We start from the raw sequence: 17,573 nt of genomic DNA on the forward strand, positions 1-17,573 counted from the left end.
CGGTGGGGGGTGGGTGGCGGTGACGGCTGGGCACGCGGACGGCGCTGCGCCAATGGGTGGCCCGAGTACGGTGCCGTCTCTACCCTCCTCCGGGGATCACGCGCTTGGAACTACGGAGGGGGCGGGGGAGGTGGGGGCACCCCCGGCCGAAGGTTGGGGGAGGGCGGGCGGGGAGGAACCCCGGACAGCTCAGCGCAGCGTGGGGGGGGGGGGCGCCCCCCCCCCCCCCCCCCCCCCCGGGGGGGGGGCGGCCCCCCCCCCCCCCCGCCCCGCCCCCCACGATTCCCCCCGCAGAGGTGCCTATCCAGGCCGCAAGATCAATTCACCCCAACGGGCAGGCGCTCGGAGTGAAGAGAGGGAGCGCTAGGGGGCGCGTTCACCTGGGGATCTGTTGGGACGATCACCGGACGTCTACGGTCGAAACGGGCACTGAGGCGGGGAGGTGCGCGTATGGCGGTGCAGTCCGCCGAGGTGGAACGTGCGTTGGTGCGCGTCTGTGACCTGGCCGGACGGCCGCGAGGGACGGGGTTCCTCGCGGAGGCGGCCGGTGGGTGCGGGACGCTGGTGACGAGTCATGAGGCCGTCGACGGGCTGGTGCGCCTCGTGCTGCACGCGTGGGGCGAACAGACGATCCTCGTGGAGGTGGACGCCATCACGCCGCTGCCCGGGCTCGGGCTGGCGCTCGTGGCGGTCGAGGGGCTGGAGGGCGTGCCGCCGCTGCCGGTGGCGGCGGCCGTGCGGCCGGGGAAGGTGCGGCTGCGGGGCCGGGAGTGGACGGACGCGGAGATCGTCGGCACGACGTCCGTCACGTACACGGCGACGGACCGCTTCCATCTGCTGGACGAGGTGCACGAGCTCGCCGTACGGGAGTGGGAGCCGGGTCCGGAGGTGTCGGGCACGCCCGTGCTGGACCCGGGGACGGGGGCCGTGCTGGGCGTGGTGGTGAGCGCGCTGCACGCCGGCCACCGGGCGGACGGGTTCGCGGTGCCGTTGCGGGGGCTGGGCGGGCTGCTGGAGCGGAACGCGGCGACGGTCCCGGTGTACGGGGCGCACCTGAACCTCGCGGGGGCGCTGCAACTGACCGCCACCTCCGTGGGCTCCGCGGGCGCGCCGCACGGGCTGTGGGGACGGGAGCCGGTCGTGCGCCCGGAGACGGAGGCGGTGCTGCGGGAGTTCGCGGAAGGCGGCCTCGGCGGGGGAGCACGGCCGCTGGTGCTGGGTCTGGTGGGGGATCCGGGCTGCGGCCGGACGACGGAGCTGGCGGCGCTGGCCGTGCGGCGCGCGACGGGGGCGGAACCGGCGCCGACGCTGTGGCTGCGCGGGGCCGAACTCCAGGCGGGCGACGGAGGGTTGAAGGACGCCGTGGAGCGTTCGTTGCGTGCCGCCGGCCGCATCGTGCACGCGGGGGCGGGGCCGGGGGACGCCGTGCCGGACACGTCACCGGACGCGGTGGCGCACTTGGCGGAGGACGCCGGGCGCGCACTGCTGGTGGTGCTGGACGGGCCCGAGGAGATGCCGCCGGTGCTGGCGCACAGCCTGCAGGACTGGGTTGCGGGTACGGCCAGTTGGCTGCGAGCGGCCGGGGTGCGGCTGGTCGTGGCATGCCGCCCGGAGTTCTGGGAGCAGGCGGGCGCGCTCTTCGCCCGCGGCGTGCTGCACGATCCGGGGCGGCGCGCCGGTACCCGGTCCCTGCCCGCGTGCGTGCGCCTCGGGGAGCTGCCGGAGCCGCAGGCCGGCCGGGCGCGTGAGCGGTACGGCGTCCCGGAGGGGGCCCTCGCGGAGGAGGACGCGGCGCATCCGCTGGCGCTGCGGCTGCTGTCGGAGGTGCGGGCGGCGCTTCCGGAGGGCCCGGCGGACGGTCCGGGGGGACGGCCGGACCGGGCGGAGGTCTTCGGGGCGTACCTGGACCTGGTCTGCCTGCGGATCGCGGTGCGGTTGGCCGCCGACGGCAAGGGCGACCCGCGCGGCACGGCGGTGCGGCGCCTCGCGGCGCGCGTGGCGGGCCGGGCCCACGAGGCGGCCCGGTGCTGCCTGGGACCGGGGCAGGGGGAGCTGGACCGCGAGTCGTTCGAGGAGCTGTTCCCGTGGCGTACGGGCTGGGCCTCGGCGGTGCTCACCGAGGGCCTCGTGGTCCCCGCGGGGGCCGGATACCGCTTCGCCCACGAGGAGTTCGCGGACTGGCTCCAGGGCGGGCATCTGGAGCTGGACCAGGCGCTGTACGCGCTGGTGCACCGCTGGTCGGCCGCGGCCCCGCAGGGCGGCACGGCGGAGGCCCCCGTACGTCTGCCGCCGCGGCCCCCGGCCGCCGCGCGACGGGGCGGTATGCCGCCGGTGCCGCCCGCGCCGCCGCTGGCGCCGCCGTCCGCACCGCGTTCGCTGCCGGTACCCCGGCACCGCATCGGGCCGGTCGTGCAGTCGCTGCTGCTGACCGCCCGCCGGTCCGGAGCAGCCGAACTCGTCCGCAGGCTGGAGGAGTTGGTGCTGACGCTCGACGGCTGGGCGGCCCCGCCCGCCGTACGCGGCGGCTCCGGGCGACCGTTGCTCGACGGGGTGCCGCGCCCGCGGGAGCGCAGCGGGGCGAGTCAGGCGCCCGGTCCGGAGGAATGGGAGCGGGCACGCCGGGCGGACGCCGTGTGGTGGGCCGCGCACCTGCTCGGCGAGGCGCTGCTGCGCGTGCCGGACGCGATGCCGTACCGGGGCGTGCTGCGACTGCTGGCCGAGCGGATCACGGCCCGGTCGATCGAGGCCGGGGGATTCCGGGAGGGCCCGGGGCTCGGCCGGTTCGGCCCGTGGTTCTGGCGCCGGCTGCGGTTGCCGCTCGACGAACGACTCGCGCTGCTACGGCAGTTGCTCCCCGCCGACGCGCCGCCGCAGGGCGGGGACGAGGAGCGCTTCCTGACCGCCGCGGGGGAGGAGCTGGCCGCGGCGCCCCGCGAGGCGCTGCCCGCCGTCCGCGCCTGGTTCGCCGACGAGCGGCCGCTGCAGTCGGCCCCCGGCGGACCGCGCCCGACCGTGGCCACCGCCGCGCAGGCCCTGCTGCACACCCACCGGCACCGCGCCGTGGACGATCTCACCGAGACCCTGGTCGCCGCCGCCCACCCGCGGGCCGACGAGCTGCTGGCCGCGCTCGCCGAGGACGAACCGGCCGCCGTCTGCCGGGCCGTCGACCGCTGGGCCCACGACGGCCGGCCGGAACGCCATGTGGCCGCCGCCGCGTACGGCTTGCGCACGGCCCCGTACGTCACCGTGCCCGCCGACCGCCGCCTGCTGCGCTACGCGGCGCTGGCGATCCTCGCCCGCCCCGCCGACTGCACGCTGCACGGTGCCGCACTCGCCGTCCTGGTACGTGATCCGGCCACCCGGTCCTTCCATCTGCCCGCCGCCCTGGAGCGCTTCGCCGCGGGTGACCCCCGGCTGCCCGCCGACGCGCTGGCCACCGCCCTGGACACCCATCCGGATCCGGTCCTCGCCGCCTTCCGCACCCGCCTGCGCGAGCCGGGCGGGGGCGGCGCCGAGGTGCTGCGCGCCCTGGCGGAGATCGGCGACCAGTCACTGGCCCGCCGCGCCGCCGTCCTCGTCCGCGACCACCTGGAGCACCGTCCCGAGGGCGCCGCGCACGTCGCTGAGTACCTCGACCGCCGCCTCGAGGACGGTCCCGGCGTACGGGCCGTGCTGCTCCCGCTGACCGTGGGGCTGCTGCGGGAGCACCCGCCCGAGGTACGGCGCGCCCTGGCGCCCGTGCTGGCCGCACCCGGCGGCCACAGCTCACGGCCGCTGCGCCAGGAACTCCTGGACGCCCTGCTGGAACGCGAACGCGACCACGGAGTCCTCGACGCCCTGCTCACGGCGGCCGCCGGGGGCTGTGCGCTGCGGCCCGCGCCGATGACCCGGGATCTGGTGCACCGCGTCGGCGTCCTGCTCTGCCGGTCCCCGGAGGGGGCGACGCTCTTCGACCGCCGGCTGGTGCAGCTGGCCGCCGCCCATCCGGGCTTCGCCCGGCAGGTGCGCGGCTGGCTCACCGCGGACGGCGGCGCCGGGGTGTGGGACACGCTCGTCGGCCCGAGCGCCCGGCGGGCCTTCGACCAGCCGGCGGCGGACACCCGGCCCGCCCGGGCGCCGGAGGCGACGGCCCTGGTCCTCTGATCAGGGCACGAGGCGGCGCCGGTGCGGGTCCGGCCCGCCGCGTCCGTGGGGGCGCCGCGCCGGTGGGGGTCCCGGCATGGCAGTCTTGGACCTGCAAACGGACAACCAACAGCGGTCGAGGAGCGGTCACAGTGCAGCGCTGGCGAGGCTTGGAGGACGTCCCGGGGGACTGGGGACGCAGCGTCGTCACCATCGGCTCCTACGACGGCGTGCACCGTGGGCACCAGCTGATCATCGGCCGCGCCGTGGAGCGCGCCCGGGAGCTCGGTGCGGCCTCCGTCGTCGTCACCTTCGACCCGCACCCCAGCGAGGTCGTGCGGCCCGGCAGCCACCCGCCGCTGCTGGCGGCCCACCACCGCCGCGCCGAGCTGATGGCGGAGCTCGGCGTCGACGCGCTGCTGATCCTCCCCTTCACCTCCGAGTTCTCCCGGCTCTCGCCCGGCGACTTCATCCGTACGGTGCTGGTCGAGGCGCTGCACGCGCGGACCGTCATCGAGGGCCCCAATTTCCGTTTCGGGCACAAGGCGGCCGGGGACGTGGAGTTCCTCTCGGCGATGGGCCTGAAGTACGACTACGAGGTCGACGTCGTCGACCTGTACCTGACCGGCGCGGCGGGCGACGGCCAGCCCTTCTCGTCCACGATGACCCGGCGCCTGATCGCCGAGGGCGACGTGGCCGGCGCCATGGAGATCCTCGGCCGCCCGCACCGTGTCGAGGGCGTCGTGGTCCGCGGCGCGCAGCGCGGCCGCGACCTGGGCTACCCCACCGCGAACGTGGAGACCGTGCCGCACACCGCGATCCCGGCGGACGGCGTGTACGCGGGCTGGCTGCACGTCGGTGACGAGGCCATGCCCGCCGCGATCTCCGTCGGCACCAACCCCACCTTCGACGGCACCGCGCGCACGGTCGAGGCGTACGCCATCGACCGCGTCGGCCTGGACCTGTACGGACTGCACGTGGCCGTGGACTTCCTCGCGTACCTGCGCGGGATGGAGAAGTTCGACACCATCGACGCGCTGCTGGAGCGCATGGCGGACGACGTCAAGCGCGCCCGGGAGATCGTGGACACGCACGGCTCCGAGTGAGCGGAGCGTGAAAGGCCGAGGGCCCGCCACCGCCGTCACGGCGGGGCGGGCCCTCGGCCTTTCGTCGTCCTACTGCTGGTGCGTCCAGCCCGGCGGGATCGGCCCCGGCGTGCCCTGCTGACCCGGCTGCTCGGGTTCCTCGGGCTGCTGGTGCGGCGCCTGCTGGGGCTGCTGGGCCTGCGGCGGCGGGGGCGGCTGCTGGGTCCAGCCCTGCGGCATGCCCCCCTGGCCGGGCGGGGGCGGCGGGGCCGGCTGCCCGTACGGCTGCTGGTGCGGCGGCGGGTAGCCGCCCTGCTGCTGCGGCGGCATCGGCGGGCCCGGGTAGGGCTGCCCGGCCTGCGGCGGCGGGTAGCCCCCCTGCTGCGGCATCGGCTGCTGGGCCGGGTAGAGGCCCTGCGCCTGCTGCGCGCGCATGAAGTCCTCGGCGACCAGGGCCGCCAGGTGGAAGTACGCGTCGCGGGTCTTGGGCCGCATCATGTCGAGGTCGACCTCGGCGCCGGCGGCCAGGTGCTCGTCGAAGGGCACCACGGCGACGCCGCGGCAGCGGGTCTCGAAGTGCGCCACGATGTCGTCCACCTTGATCATCTTGCCGGTCTCGCGGACCCCCGAGATGACGGTGAGACTGCGCTGCACCAGGTCGGCGTAGCCGTGCGCGGAGAGCCAGTCCAGCGTCGTGCTGGCACTGCTGGCGCCGTCCACGGACGGGGTGGAGACGATGATCAGCTGGTCCGCGAGGTCCAGCACGCCGCGCATGGCGCTGTAGAGCAGGCCGGTGCCCGAGTCGGTGAGGATGATCGGGTACTGCTGGCCGAGCAGGCCCACGGCGCGCCGGTAGTCCTGGTCGTTGAAGGTCGTGGACACGGCCGGGTCCACGTCGTTGGCGATGATCTCCAGACCGGAGGGCGCCTGCGAGGTGAAGCGGCGGATGTCCATGTAGCTGTTGAGGTGCGGCAGCGCCTGGACCAGGTCGCGGATGGTCGCGCCGGTCTCGCGGCGCACCCGGCGGCCCAGGGTGCCGGCGTCCGGGTTGGCGTCGATGGCGAGGATCTTGTCCTGCCGCTCGGAGGCGAGCGTGGCGCCGAGTGCCGTGGTCGTCGTCGTCTTGCCCACGCCGCCCTTGAGGCTGATCACCGCGATGCGGTAGCAGGACAGCACCGGGGTGCGGATGAGGTGCAGCTTGCGCTGGCGCTCCTGCTCCTCCTTCTTGGCGCCGATCTTGAAGCGGGACGGCTGGTTGTTGTTCTTGCGTGCCTTGGGCTGCTGGCGCAGCAGGCGGTCCGAGGACAGCTCCACGGCCGCGTTGTAACCGAGCGGGGCGCCGTGCATGACGCGCTGCTGGTCCTGGTCGTGGCCGGGACCGGGGCCTCCCCAGCCGGCCGCGATCCGCGGATCTACCGGGGGCTGCGGGTGCGGCGGCTGCGCCTCCGTCTCCGGCTGGGCCTGCGGCGGCTGGTGCGGCTGCGGTGCCGGAGGCTGCGGGTAGCCGTAACCCTGCTGCGGGGCGGGCGGGTTGGGGCCGGCCTGCGGCGGCATGGGCTGAGCCGGGCCGGGGGCCTGCGGGTACGGCATCTGCTGCGGATGCGGCTGCGGTGCCGGCGGCTGGGGATAGCCGTAGCCCTGCTGGGGCTGCGGCGGCTGGGGCGCGTTCGGGTCGCCCCACGGCGTCCCCTGGGCGGGCTGCGGATAGCCGTAACCGCCCTGCGCGGGCGGCGGATAGCCGTAGCCGTACGGGGGCTGGGGCTGTTGGGGCTGCTGAGCGTTGGGGCCGGGCCAGGGCGCGCCCTCGGCGGGCTGCGGATAGCCGTAACCCTGCTGGGGCTGCGGGGGTTGCGGCTGGGCCTGCGCGGGCTGGTACTCCGGCGGCAGGGGCGGTACGTGGGACTGCGGCGCCGGAGCCGGGGTCGGGGCCGACGGCTCGGCCGCGGGCGGTGCGGGCTCGGCGGCCGCCTGGGGTTCGCGGGCCTCCTGGCCCTGCTCGGGCGCCGGTTCCGCGTCCGGCTCGGGGTCCGCGGGCGCCTGCTCCCGCGCCGGCTGCGCCGGTACCGCCGCGGCGGCCTCGCGGACAGGGGGCGCGGGCGGCGCCTGCCGCGGGCCGTCGTTCCAGGACGGTTCGGTGGCCGGGGGAGTCGTCACGGGCGGGCCGACGGGCGGTCCCACCGGCGGCTGCGGAGTGCTGGACGCGGCGGGCGTGGAGCCGCCGCCCGCCTGCTGCGTGTACCAGGACGGCGGCGCGTAGTCGATCTGGAACTCGCCCGTGAGGTCCGCGTCGGACTGATCCCCGTCCGGGGCGGCCCCGCCCGCGCGGATGTCGTCCTGATCGCTGCTCACTGTGCCTCCTGGTCAACTGATGTACGCGCCCGGCCCGTCGGGAACGGACACGCTTCCCCCGTCACGGAGTTCCGCGGCAAGCTTTTCGCGGCTCGCCGGAAGAGCCTAATCACTCGCCCGGCACGGACGGCAAGTGCCGTTGACCTGACGGTCCGCACCATGACGCGATGACCGCTTTGTCCCGTCCGGTCGCCGCGCTCCCCCCGGCGAGTCGACGCCCCGGTACGCGCACCGGGCCCCCGTGCCCCATGCCCGCCACCGGGGCCGGGAAACGCTCGCGTCACCGGCCGTTGACGAGCGGCGGCGGCGGACCGCCGCCCGGCCAGGGGACCGTGCGGCCGCGGCTAGTCGACGCGGCGGGCCGGGCCCAGCAGACCCGATTCCGCGTCCGTCGGCTGCGTCATGACGAACTGCCGGTGCTTGCGCGTGCACCACATCGTCACGTTGTCGCCGAGGGTCGGCAGCGCCGCGACGTCGGCGTCCGCCAGTCCCATCACCTGGCCGATCACCTCGGCCTCCTGCGGGGACACCCGCTGCAGCCCGACCACGTCCGCGCTGCTGAGCAGACGCGGCGCGGTCGGGCCGAGGTAGGGGAGCAGCGTCATGACGGACTGCCAGGACTGCGCGGCGACCCGGCTGCGCGGCGGGCGGGCGCCGCAGTCGCGCACGATGACCACCGGGCTCTGCACGGACGGGCCCTGCGGCGCGATCCGGCCGACCTCGTGCACCGTCACGCACTGCTGGCCGCCGCCCGCCGCCTGTGCCATGGGCGCCCAGGACTGCGGGCGGGCGGTCTCCACCGCCACTCGTGCCCCGGTCGCGGCGGCGCGCAGCGACAGCACCTGCGCCAGCCACATGCTGCCGATGAGCAGGACGTCCAGCCGGGCCGGCCGGCTCAGGGCCAGCACCGCGGGCTGGTTGCCGGCGTCGACGCCGATGACGACACCGTCGTCACCGATCGGAAGGGACAAGCCGGACAACTGCTCGGCGGACATCGTGTGCCGGTCGCGGCGCGGGCCGAGGAGCCCGAAGGCCGCGCGCAGGGTGCGCCGCGCGGCGCCCTCGCCCGCCGCGCCGCCGCGGTCGGCGCCGAGCGGCAGATGCGAGGGGCGCGGTTCGACGCCACCGGGGAACCCGGAGCCGGCGCCGGGGCGCTGTCCGCCGAAGGCGGGAACGGTCGGGGCCGACATCAGCGGGTACCTCCCAGGGGCAGAGTGGCGAGGATGCCGGGCACCTGCTCACGGTCCAGCCGCGCCAGGCCCACCTTGGACGCGGTCGCCCGGCGCTCCAACTGGGCGCGGGCCTCGACGAGTTCGTTCTCGCTGCGGCCGGTCAGCCGCACGTAGCCGGACAGCAGCGACGCCCGGCTCCCGCCCGGGGTGACGACCAGCGAGAAGGTGCTCGCCAGCGCGGGAGAGGAGGTCAGCAGCCCGACCAGGTCGGGCAGTCCGGTCGCCTGTGCGCCCAGCTGGGGCCAGCGGCTCACCCAGTACGTGGTGTGCCAGCGGTCGTCGCAGCGCCAGGCGCGCGGGCTCTCCGAGGTGCGGCGCGCCTGGCGGCTGCCGTCCAGGGCGGCGCCGCCGGTGGTGGCCAGCGGATTGACACAACTCGACGTCGACACCGCGGCGATGATCTCCGGCTCGGTCAGCACACGGGCCTGCAGTCCGGCACCGACCAGCCGGCTCGTCAGATGGTCGGCGGCGCGCAGCAGCGCCCGGCGGGCGCCGGCGATGCCGCCGCCGCGGGCCTTGACGGCCTCCGGGCACAGCTCCGGGTCGAGCTTGAGGGCGACCCAGGTCAACCGGAGCCCCGGGGTGCGCGACTGCGCCTGCAAGGGCGCGTACGACCGCGCGGCCACCGCCTGCGGCGGCAGGTGCGGTGCGGGCGCGGGCTGGGTGTGCTGGACGACCTGCACGGACGCCAGGCGGATGTCGTCCACCTCCAGCAGGTCGTGCAGCAGGTCGAGCGGCAGCGAGCGTGTGCCGCGCGCCGGCCGCAGCGGTTCGTCGACCGCCTGCACCTGCACCACGGCGGTCAGGAAGGTGCCGTCGCCGACCATCCCGATCTCGCGCTGCTCGCGCTCGTCGGTGAAGCCGTAGGTGCGCAGCGCCGGGTCGCACTCGACGGCGGGCACGAAGCCGGGGTCGGTGCCCGGGGGCACCGGGGCGGCGTTGCGCCGCTGGCGGGCCTTCAGCGCCCGGGCCGCGGACATCCATTCGGGCATCGGGCGGCCGCGCTTGCGCAGCAGGCCGAAGAGCACCAGCGGCAGCGCGACGACGGCGGCCACGGCGGTGCCCATCACCTTGTGGATCAGGAAACCGCCCAGCAGAAGTGCGAGGGCCAGCTCGATCAGCACGAGCTGCTGCACCCGCACCGGGCCTATGCTGCCCGGCCGTCGGGTCATCGCCGGGGCCGCTGCCCGGGCCCGCGGGCCGCGGGGGGCGCCGCCGCCGGATGTCCCGGGCGGCACGGAGTGCGCGGGTGGTGGCTGGTTCCCGGACGTGCGCCCGGACCTGGTCGCGGTGGTCATCCCCCGTACAACCCTTCTGCTGCCGTTCGTACGTCTGCTTCGTACGCCTGCTCCGCCTGGCCGCGTCCGCCCTGGGGGCCTTTGCCGCGGTCGTCCCGCGGGACGCTCCCGGCGGCTGGCGGGCCGATCACCCTACCCCGTACCGTACGGTGCGATCGTCACACGGCATAGTAGGGGTCCCATTGGCCCCCGCCGTCATCGCGGCGGTGCGGGCCCCGGCGCCGGGCACGACAACACAGCAGCGAAAAACGGGGAGTTGACGCAAGGATGGCGACACGCAGGGATGAGCTGAACGCCTATTCGTTCGCACGCAAGCGCACGGTGGCCGCGTTTCTCCAGCCCTCGCCGCACGGTTCCGAGGAAGCGGCCCCGCGCCCGCTCAAGACCGTCGCCCCGAGTCTCGTCGTGGGCCTGCTGATCGTCGTCGCCTTCGGCTTCTGGGGGATACTCAAGCCCGCCGCGCCGACCGGCTGGAACAAGCCGGCCGAGAAGGTCATCGTCGGCGACGAGTCGACCACCCGCTACGTGGTGCTGAAGACCAACGGCGAGGCGCAGTTGCACCCCGTGCTGAACCTCGCCTCCGCCCGGCTGCTTTTGGACCCGCAGAAGTTCGGGGTCATCAAGGTCAAGGAGTCGGTGCTGGACAACAGCGGCATGACGCTGGGCACCACCATCGGCATCCCGTACGCCCCCGACCGGCTGCCGGGCGCCGACGACGCCGGCAAGGCCAAGACCTGGGCGCTGTGCGAGTCACCGGGCGGCGGCACCAACGCCGCCACGCAGCGCGCGGTGTTCGTCATCAACCAGCAGAAGCCCAAGGAGGCCGCGCTCGTCGGCGGCCGGAACCAGCTGCGCGCCGACGAGGCCATGTACATCGAGGTGCCCGGCGGCGCGCAGTACCTCGTGACGGACAAGGGCAACGCCTACCTGCTGGGCGACCCCGACGGCAAGCAGGACCCGGTCACGGTGAACCTCCTGCGCCAGGTCGTCTTCGGCGCCTCCGCGCAGCCGCAGAAGGTGGACGCCGCCTTCCTGTCGACGCTCAACAGCAGGAACGGCGCCCTCTACTTCCCGCCCGTCGCGGACCTCGGCGCCCCCTCCACCGCCCCCGGCCTGAGCCCCGAGCACGCGAAGGTCGGCCTGGTCCTCAAGGCCAACAGCGACCAGTACGTGGTGCAGCAGGACCGGGTCGTGCGGGTCACGGACTTCGTGGCGAAGCTGCTGCTCAACATCCCTCGGGCGGCGTCGCTGTACAGCGGTTCGCCGGAGCCCGCGTCCGTCGGCATCGGCGAGGTCGCCTCGGCGCAGGCGAGCGAGACCTACCTGAACAACCTGGGCTGGCCCGAGAAGGCCGTCACCCAGGCCAACACCCAGGACGAGAAGGCCGGCCGCCGGGTCTCCTGCAGCGTGTACAGCGGCACGGACGACAAGCTCACCAAGCAGCCGGCGATGACGATGTGGGCCGGCCGCAAGTTCCCCCGGGACGTCGCGCAGAGCGGTACCAACACCTACGTCTCCCCGGGCAGCGGCCTGTTCTACAAGGCGTACGACGGCACCGACAAGCGCATCGGGTCCATCTACCTGGTCACCGACACCGGCCTGCGCTACTCGGTGCCCACGACCGGGGACAGCGACGCCGGCGGGGCCGCCAAGCAGGACGCGGAAGTCGGTGTCGTGCAGACCAAATTGGGGTATGGGAAGAACTCCCCGGTGCCCGTGCCGAAGATCTGGTCCGATCTCCTGGCGACCGGTCCGACGCTCGACGAAGGCGCCGCCAAGCAGGCACAGGGTTCCTGATCAAGGCCGGAACAATACTGTCGACGCCCCCTCAACGCCGTTAGTAACGTGAGGGTTTGGTGATGACGGTCAGGATCCCGATACGGAACCGGTTACCTGTTCGCCTTGTCACGGGTATTGGCTAGAGTTGAAGACCGACGACACCCAACCGTTGTCGATCGGATACCGGATCTTCTACGTCTCATGGGGGACGCCACACATGGCTGGACAGCAGTTCACCATGACCGAGGAGGAGATGGTTGCGTTCAGCAGCCGTATCTCCACGGTCAACTCCTCGATTCAGGGCGAGATTCGCCGCCTCCAGACCGTGATCGACACGATCACCTCGGGCTGGAAGGGCTCCGCTGCCACGGCGTACAACAACCTGCAGACGCAGGTGAACGAAGACGCCAACAAGATCAACCAGATCCTGGGCGACATCAAGGAAGCCGTCGACGCGAGCACCCGGAACTACTCCGCCTCCGAGGAGGAGCAGCGCGCGTCCATCCAGAACATCTCGTCCCAGGGTGGCAACCCGTTCGGATGACCGGCCCCGTGCGCCGGTGCCCGCCGTCCGCCTCTCGGCGCGAGCGCGCGGCCGCACACGCAGCGCATGCCGGCCACGTCCGAATCCAACATCTGAGGAGACACCACATGTCCGGGCAGATCCTGGTCAACTTCCAGACCATCTCCCAGGCCGCGACGGACGTCCGTACGACGGCCAACAACATCAAGCGCCAGCTCGACGACCTCGAGTCCGGCGTCAAGAAGATCGCCGCCACGTGGGAGGGCTCCGCGCAGGAGGCCTACCGCGCCAAGCAGACCGAGTGGGACCAGCGCGCCGCCTCCATGCACCAGACCCTGGAGGCCATCGCCCGCGCGCTCGACACCGCGGCGCAGAACTACCAGGACACCGAGAACAAGAACCGGCAGATCTGGGGCTGATTGCGCGCCTGGCCGCGCCAAGCGCGATGAGGGCGGGTGTGTACGGACGACGTACGTGCTCGCCCTCATCGGCGGTTCGGCCCACGAACCGCACACAACGGGAGGACGGAACACCAGTGGGATCGCACGCCGTGAGGCGCACCGCCGCAATCGCCGCAGCCGCGGCGATCACCGCCTTCGGCCTGCCGGTCTCCGGGGCCGCCGCCGGGGCGGACGCCTCGGGCGACGGCGTACGGACCGTCCTCGCCGACGGCGGAGACCTGGGGGAACGCTTCCAGATCGACGACACCCAGTGCTCCTTCCCGTCCGACCCGATCGCGGGCACGCCCTGGTCGCTGCAGCGCATCGTCCTGGACCAGCTCTGGCAGGACACCCAGGGCCTCGGTGTGATCGTCGCCGTCATCGACACCGGAGTCGACGACACGAACAAGCAACTCGCCCCGGCCATCGCACGCGAGGTCGGCAGCGGCGCCCACAAGGCGCGCGCCGGCAAGGACTTCTTCGACATCCACGGTGACGGCACCAAGGACGACGTCGGCCACGGCACCAAGGTCGCCGGCATCATCGCCGCCCGCCCCGCCCCGGACACCGGCTTCGTCGGCATCGCCCCGCGCGCGTCCATCCTCGCCATCCGGCAGAACGACAACCAGGGCGGCGGCACGGTCAGGACGATGACCGAGGCGATCCGATACGCGGTGCGCAGCGGCGCCAAGGTCATCAACATCTCGCAGGACACCGCGTCCACGATGCCGCCCGACTCGGCGCTGGAGCAGGCCGTCGACTACGCCAAGGACCACGACGTCCTCATCGTCGCCTCCGCGGGCAACGACGGCGCCGACGGCAAGGTCAAGCTGACCTACCCCGCCTCCTACGACGGCGTCCTCGCGGTCGGCGCCTCCGACCGCGACAACGCCCGCGCCAACTTCTCCCAGCCGGGCCCGTTCGTGGGCGTCGCGGCCCCCGGCGTGGACATGGTCTCCACCGTCCCCTTCGGCGGCCACTGCATCGATCAGGGCACCAGCTTCTCCGCGCCGTACGTCGCGGGCGTCGCCGCCCTCATCCGGGCCAAGCACCCCGACTGGGGCTACCGCCAGGTCATCACCCAGATCGAGCAGACCGCCGACAGAGGCAAGCCCGGCCGCGACGACTTCGTCGGCTGGGGCGTCGTCGACCCCGTCGCCGCGGTGAACGACGACGCGACCACCCCCCAGGCCGCCCCGACGCCCGACCCGGTCGTCAACCCCGGTGGCCACGAGAAGATCGAGGCCGCCACGGTCGTCCTCGGCGAGACCCCCCAGCAACGCACCGAGCGCTACGCCGTCTACACGGTCGGCGGCGCGGCCGCGGGCATCGCCCTGCTGGTGGGAGGCGGGGTCGTCCTCGGCGACTGGCGTCGCAAGCGAGGGATCACCACATGAGTAGGAACGGGGAAGCGACACGATGAGTGACCAGTACAAGGTCGATCTGAGTGAGCTGGAGGACACGATCACCAAGCTCAACGGCGTGATCAGCCAATTGGGCGTCGCCAACGTCTGCGCCAAGAACGACACTTACCTGCCGCCCGGCGCGCTCGGATCCGGATTCTCGGAAGCCGAGGAACTGTCCCGTGCGCACGAGGACATGAAGACGCACATCGAGTCGGTTGTGACCTACATCCATGGCGTCATGAACGACTTCGGCGGCAAGACCAAGAAGGTGCACGGTCACTATTCGGACGCCGAATACGACGCGCAGGGCGGCATGTCCGGCAGCGGTAAGTGAACACATCATGCGCGGATCGATGAACGTCGTGCCGGTCGCCAAGGGGGTTAGGAATCATGGCTGACGAGGGAACGTACTACGAGTACCAGGCCCCGACGCAGTGTTATGCCGGGGAGCACACCACGAACTTCGCCGGCGCGAAGGACATGGACCAGATGAAGGGCATGCTCGCCAACGCCGATCACGTGGAGGTCGAGTCCTGTGCCCAGGGCTGGCTGCAGGTCCACGACCAGTTGGTCACCGGGTCCGGCAGCGCCAAGTTCGTCTTCGACGCCGCGGTCGAGCACATCACCCAGCACTGGGACGGTGACGCGGCGGAGGGGTTCCGCGAGCAGGCCAAGATCATCAGCAAGATGATCACGGACTGCTCCACCTACGCCAAGTACACCTCGCAGGCGATGACCAACGCGGCGTCCGTCCTCAAGACGGTCAAGCCGCAGGTCGACGCGATGGAGAAGCCCGGCACGCTGTCGAGCTGGGGCGACGCCCTCGGCGACGGCTTCGACCGCAGCGACGCGCAGCTGCACACCGACCTCAACAACGGCATGGACACGCAGTCCGCGCTGGACCGCAACCGCGGGTCGCTGTCGGCGGGCAAGGAAGCGCAGCTCGAGATGGCCGTGAAGATGGAGCAGCTGGGCGCGGGGTACAACGCGCAGTCCAGGGCGATGGGTTCGTGGACGAAGAAGCCGACGCCTGGGCGCTACGACGACTCCGAGGACTACCCCGGTGACCCGGGCGGTGTCGCACCCGTCCCGGTCGTGGTGCCCCCTGAGATCACACAGCCCAACACGAGCGCGTCGAACCGCCCGACGGGACGGACGTCGACAGGCACGGTGTCGCCGACCGTCAGGGAAGTGAAGCCGCCCCGGGAGAGCGGTATCACCGGCGGGGTGCAGAAGCCGCCCGCCAGTACGAAGCCTCAGGTCGGCACCGCCATCGACGGCATCGGCGGGGGCACGACCGGTGCGGGTGGCTACGGCGGCGGCAGCGCGGGCATCGGTGGCGGCGTCGGTGGAGTCGGTGGCCCCGGTGCCGGTGGCACTGCCGGCGTCGGTGGGGCCGGTGCGGGTCTACCGGGCGCGTTGGGTGGCGTCGGTGGACGTGGCGGCAGGGCGGGCGGCTCCGGTGCAGGTGGCGCCGGGCGTGCGGGCGCCGGCGGACGGGGCGGAATGCCCGGCGCCGGCGGTACGGGCGCCGGTGCCGGCGGCAGGGGCGGTGCGACCGCCGGACGTGGCGGCAGCCTCGCCCGCCGCGGTGGCGGAGTCGTGGGTGCCGCCAAGGGCACCGGATCGGGCACGCGCGGTACACCGGGCGGTTCGGGCCTGCACAAGAGCCGCGGCGCTGCCGGCGCAGGCAGCGGCAACACCGGCAAGGGCGCGAACCGCATGATGGGTCGCGGCTCGACCGACCGGACGGAAGAGGAAGAGCGGCGCGAGGGAGAGCGTCCCGACTACCTGGTCGAGGACGAGGAGACCTGGACGCCGGAACGCAACAACGCTCCCCGGGTCATCGAGTAGCGGCGCACAGCAGCCTGTAGAACAGTGTGGGGGCTCGGCCAGCCAAGCCGGAGCCCCCACAGTGCCTATGAGAGGACATGGAATGGCCTTCAAACCGACGCTGCGCACAGTGGGCGGCGTTGTGCTCGCAGGCGCGCTGATCCTCGCCGCTGCACCGGTTGCTTCAGCGGACCAGACGAGAGAAGACCAGTGGCCGCTGAAGGCCTTCGAGGCAGCATCCATCTGGAAGATTTCGAAGGGCAAGGGCGTCACCGTCGCGGTCATCGACTCCGGTGTCAACGCCGATCACGTCGACCTCAGCGGCAATGTGATCGAAGGCAAGGACTTCATCGACGGGGGCTCGACAGCCCCGGAGCCGGGCGATGACCACGGCACGGCCATGGCCTCGATCATCGCGGGCCACGGCCACGGGCCCGGTGGTGCCGACGGGGTCATGGGGCTTGCTCCCGAGGCCAAAATTCTCGATATCCGCGATGACGGACATCGCGACGGCGGCTTTGCCGATTCGATTCGTTACGCCGTTGATCACGGAGCGTCGGTGATCAACGTCTCGTCGGGAGGCGGGGTCAGGGTCGACGCGGAAGCGGATGCCGTCGCGTACGCACTCAAGAAGGACGTCGTCGTAGTCGCGGCCTCGGGTAACGAGGGCGGCGAGGTGAGTTTCCCGGCAGGCCATCCCGGCGCGGTTGCGGTAGGTGGCGTCAAGAACAACGGGCAGATCTGGGAGAACTCGAATTACGGTTTCCAGGTGCTGCTTACGGGACCCGGAACGTTCATCGTGAGCGCTGGTGGCAAGGCCAACGCAGCGTACCGCTCGGGCACCGGAACCTCTGACTCAAGCGCGTTCGTCTCCGCGGCCGCGGCCCTCCTCCGCGCCAAGTTCCCGGACCTGACCGCGGGCCAGATCGTCAACCGTCTGACCAAGACCGCAGGGCTCCCCGCGTCGGCCAAGGGCATCGCCCTCCCGGACAAGCGCTACGGCTACGGCTTCATCCAGCCGCTCGCCGCCCTGACCCGGGACATCCCGGCGGGGCCGGAGTACGGCCCGCTCGCGGTGCCGGAGTCGCTCAAGGCCGGGCAGAGCAGCGCCGGTCAGGGTGCGACGGACGCCCCCTCGGCCTCCGCGCCGAACGTCACCGGCGGCGCGATGAGCGACGACGAGCAGGCGGCCGCGGACCGCAAGCAGGTCATCGCGTTCAGCGTGATCGGCGTGCTCGGCCTCCTCGTGCTCGCCCTGATCGTCTTCGTGATCGTCAAGGTCGCCCGCCGCAACAAGGGCGACGACAACCGTCGCGGCCCGGGTGGTCCCGGTGCGCCCGGTGGCGGGTACCCGCAGTACGGCCGGCCGCAGGCTCCGCAGCAGTACCAGCCCCAGCCGCAGCAGCAGGGCAATCCGTACGCGCAGAACCCGTACGACGGGCAGCAGCAGAGCCCGCCGCCGTCGTGGGGGCCGGGGCGCCAGTAGGGAACAGCCGTCGCACGTCA

At 73.3% G+C, this 17,573-nt stretch carries 12 protein-coding genes; 9 read left to right on the top strand and 3 right to left on the bottom strand.

The genetic code is table 11. The features are described 5' to 3' along the window. The first annotated feature begins 450 nt into the window (after nucleotides 1-450). Both ACFYXS_RS09720 and ACFYXS_RS09725 read left to right on the top strand, forming a co-directional pair. Nucleotides 451-4,143: a serine protease gene (locus ACFYXS_RS09720; RefSeq protein ID WP_389245705.1), complete on the top strand. Its 3,693-nt coding sequence runs from the start codon at nucleotides 451-453 to the stop codon at nucleotides 4,141-4,143. Between the two features lie 131 nt (nucleotides 4,144-4,274). Then, nucleotides 4,275-5,228, top strand: a complete 954-nt coding sequence (locus ACFYXS_RS09725) for a bifunctional riboflavin kinase/FAD synthetase (RefSeq protein WP_389245707.1) — start codon at nucleotides 4,275-4,277, stop codon at nucleotides 5,226-5,228. Nucleotides 5,229-5,297: 69 nt separating this feature from the next. On the opposite strand, the gene ACFYXS_RS09730 is transcribed toward ACFYXS_RS09725, so the two are convergent. From ACFYXS_RS09730 to eccE, 3 genes are all read right to left on the bottom strand, one after another. Then, a complete protein-coding gene (locus tag ACFYXS_RS09730; protein WP_389245709.1) occupies nucleotides 5,298-7,556 on the bottom strand; it encodes an SCO5717 family growth-regulating ATPase in 2,259 nt (752 codons plus the stop codon). A gap of 344 nt (nucleotides 7,557-7,900) precedes the next feature. Then, on the bottom strand, nucleotides 7,901-8,746 hold the full coding sequence (locus tag ACFYXS_RS09735; RefSeq protein ID WP_389245711.1) for a hypothetical protein: 846 nt from the start codon (nucleotides 8,744-8,746) through the stop codon (nucleotides 7,901-7,903). Beyond that, a complete protein-coding gene (gene eccE / locus ACFYXS_RS09740) occupies nucleotides 8,746-10,086 on the bottom strand; it encodes a type VII secretion protein EccE (RefSeq protein WP_389245713.1) in 1,341 nt (446 codons plus the stop codon). The genes ACFYXS_RS09735 and eccE overlap by 1 nt, the downstream gene beginning before the upstream one ends. 267 nt (nucleotides 10,087-10,353) lie before the next feature. On the opposite strand from eccE, the gene eccB reads away from it, so the two are divergent. From eccB to ACFYXS_RS09775, 7 genes are all read left to right on the top strand, one after another. Continuing rightward, nucleotides 10,354-11,883 (top strand): type VII secretion protein EccB, encoded by a 1,530-nt coding sequence (gene eccB / locus ACFYXS_RS09745; RefSeq protein WP_389245715.1) that lies wholly within the window; start codon nucleotides 10,354-10,356, stop codon nucleotides 11,881-11,883. 199 nt (nucleotides 11,884-12,082) lie between these two features. Then, nucleotides 12,083-12,409: a WXG100 family type VII secretion target gene (locus tag ACFYXS_RS09750; protein WP_389245717.1), complete on the top strand. Its 327-nt coding sequence runs from the start codon at nucleotides 12,083-12,085 to the stop codon at nucleotides 12,407-12,409. A gap of 107 nt (nucleotides 12,410-12,516) precedes the next feature. Beyond that, entirely contained in the window at nucleotides 12,517-12,807 is a 291-nt protein-coding gene (locus tag ACFYXS_RS09755) for a WXG100 family type VII secretion target (protein WP_319665357.1), read from the top strand. Nucleotides 12,808-12,923: 116 nt separating this feature from the next. Beyond that, nucleotides 12,924-14,225, top strand: coding sequence for a type VII secretion-associated serine protease mycosin (gene mycP, locus ACFYXS_RS09760; RefSeq protein ID WP_389245719.1), 1,302 nt, complete (start codon nucleotides 12,924-12,926; stop codon nucleotides 14,223-14,225). A gap of 22 nt (nucleotides 14,226-14,247) precedes the next feature. Next, nucleotides 14,248-14,568 carry a hypothetical protein gene (locus ACFYXS_RS09765; protein ID WP_389245722.1) on the top strand — a complete coding sequence of 107 codons (321 nt, stop codon included), beginning with the start codon at nucleotides 14,248-14,250 and terminating at the stop codon, nucleotides 14,566-14,568. A 56-nt stretch (nucleotides 14,569-14,624) separates the two neighbouring features. Next, nucleotides 14,625-16,088 carry a hypothetical protein gene (locus ACFYXS_RS09770; protein ID WP_389245724.1) on the top strand — a complete coding sequence of 488 codons (1,464 nt, stop codon included), beginning with the start codon at nucleotides 14,625-14,627 and terminating at the stop codon, nucleotides 16,086-16,088. 82 nt (nucleotides 16,089-16,170) lie between these two features. Then, entirely contained in the window at nucleotides 16,171-17,553 is a 1,383-nt protein-coding gene (locus tag ACFYXS_RS09775) for a S8 family serine peptidase (RefSeq protein ID WP_389245726.1), read from the top strand. Nucleotides 17,554-17,573 lie beyond the last annotated feature (20 nt).

It is taken from the genome of Streptomyces sp. NPDC002574 (assembly GCF_042889545.1).
Lineage (GTDB): Bacteria > Actinomycetota > Actinomycetes > Streptomycetales > Streptomycetaceae > Actinacidiphila.

Coding starts and splice junctions, on each gene's coding strand:
- ACFYXS_RS09755 (WP_319665357.1), top strand. CDS start 12,517: ATGTCCGGGCAGATCCTGGTCAACTTCCAGACCATCTCCCAGGCCGCG.
- ACFYXS_RS09720 (WP_389245705.1), top strand. CDS start 451: ATGGCGGTGCAGTCCGCCGAGGTGGAACGTGCGTTGGTGCGCGTCTGT.
- eccB (WP_389245715.1), top strand. CDS start 10,354: ATGGCGACACGCAGGGATGAGCTGAACGCCTATTCGTTCGCACGCAAG.
- ACFYXS_RS09750 (WP_389245717.1), top strand. CDS start 12,083: ATGGCTGGACAGCAGTTCACCATGACCGAGGAGGAGATGGTTGCGTTC.
- ACFYXS_RS09765 (WP_389245722.1), top strand. CDS start 14,248: ATGAGTGACCAGTACAAGGTCGATCTGAGTGAGCTGGAGGACACGATC.
- ACFYXS_RS09775 (WP_389245726.1), top strand. CDS start 16,171: ATGGCCTTCAAACCGACGCTGCGCACAGTGGGCGGCGTTGTGCTCGCA.
- ACFYXS_RS09770 (WP_389245724.1), top strand. CDS start 14,625: ATGGCTGACGAGGGAACGTACTACGAGTACCAGGCCCCGACGCAGTGT.
- ACFYXS_RS09735 (WP_389245711.1), bottom strand. CDS start 8,746: ATGTCGGCCCCGACCGTTCCCGCCTTCGGCGGACAGCGCCCCGGCGCC.
- eccE (WP_389245713.1), bottom strand. CDS start 10,086: ATGACCACCGCGACCAGGTCCGGGCGCACGTCCGGGAACCAGCCACCA.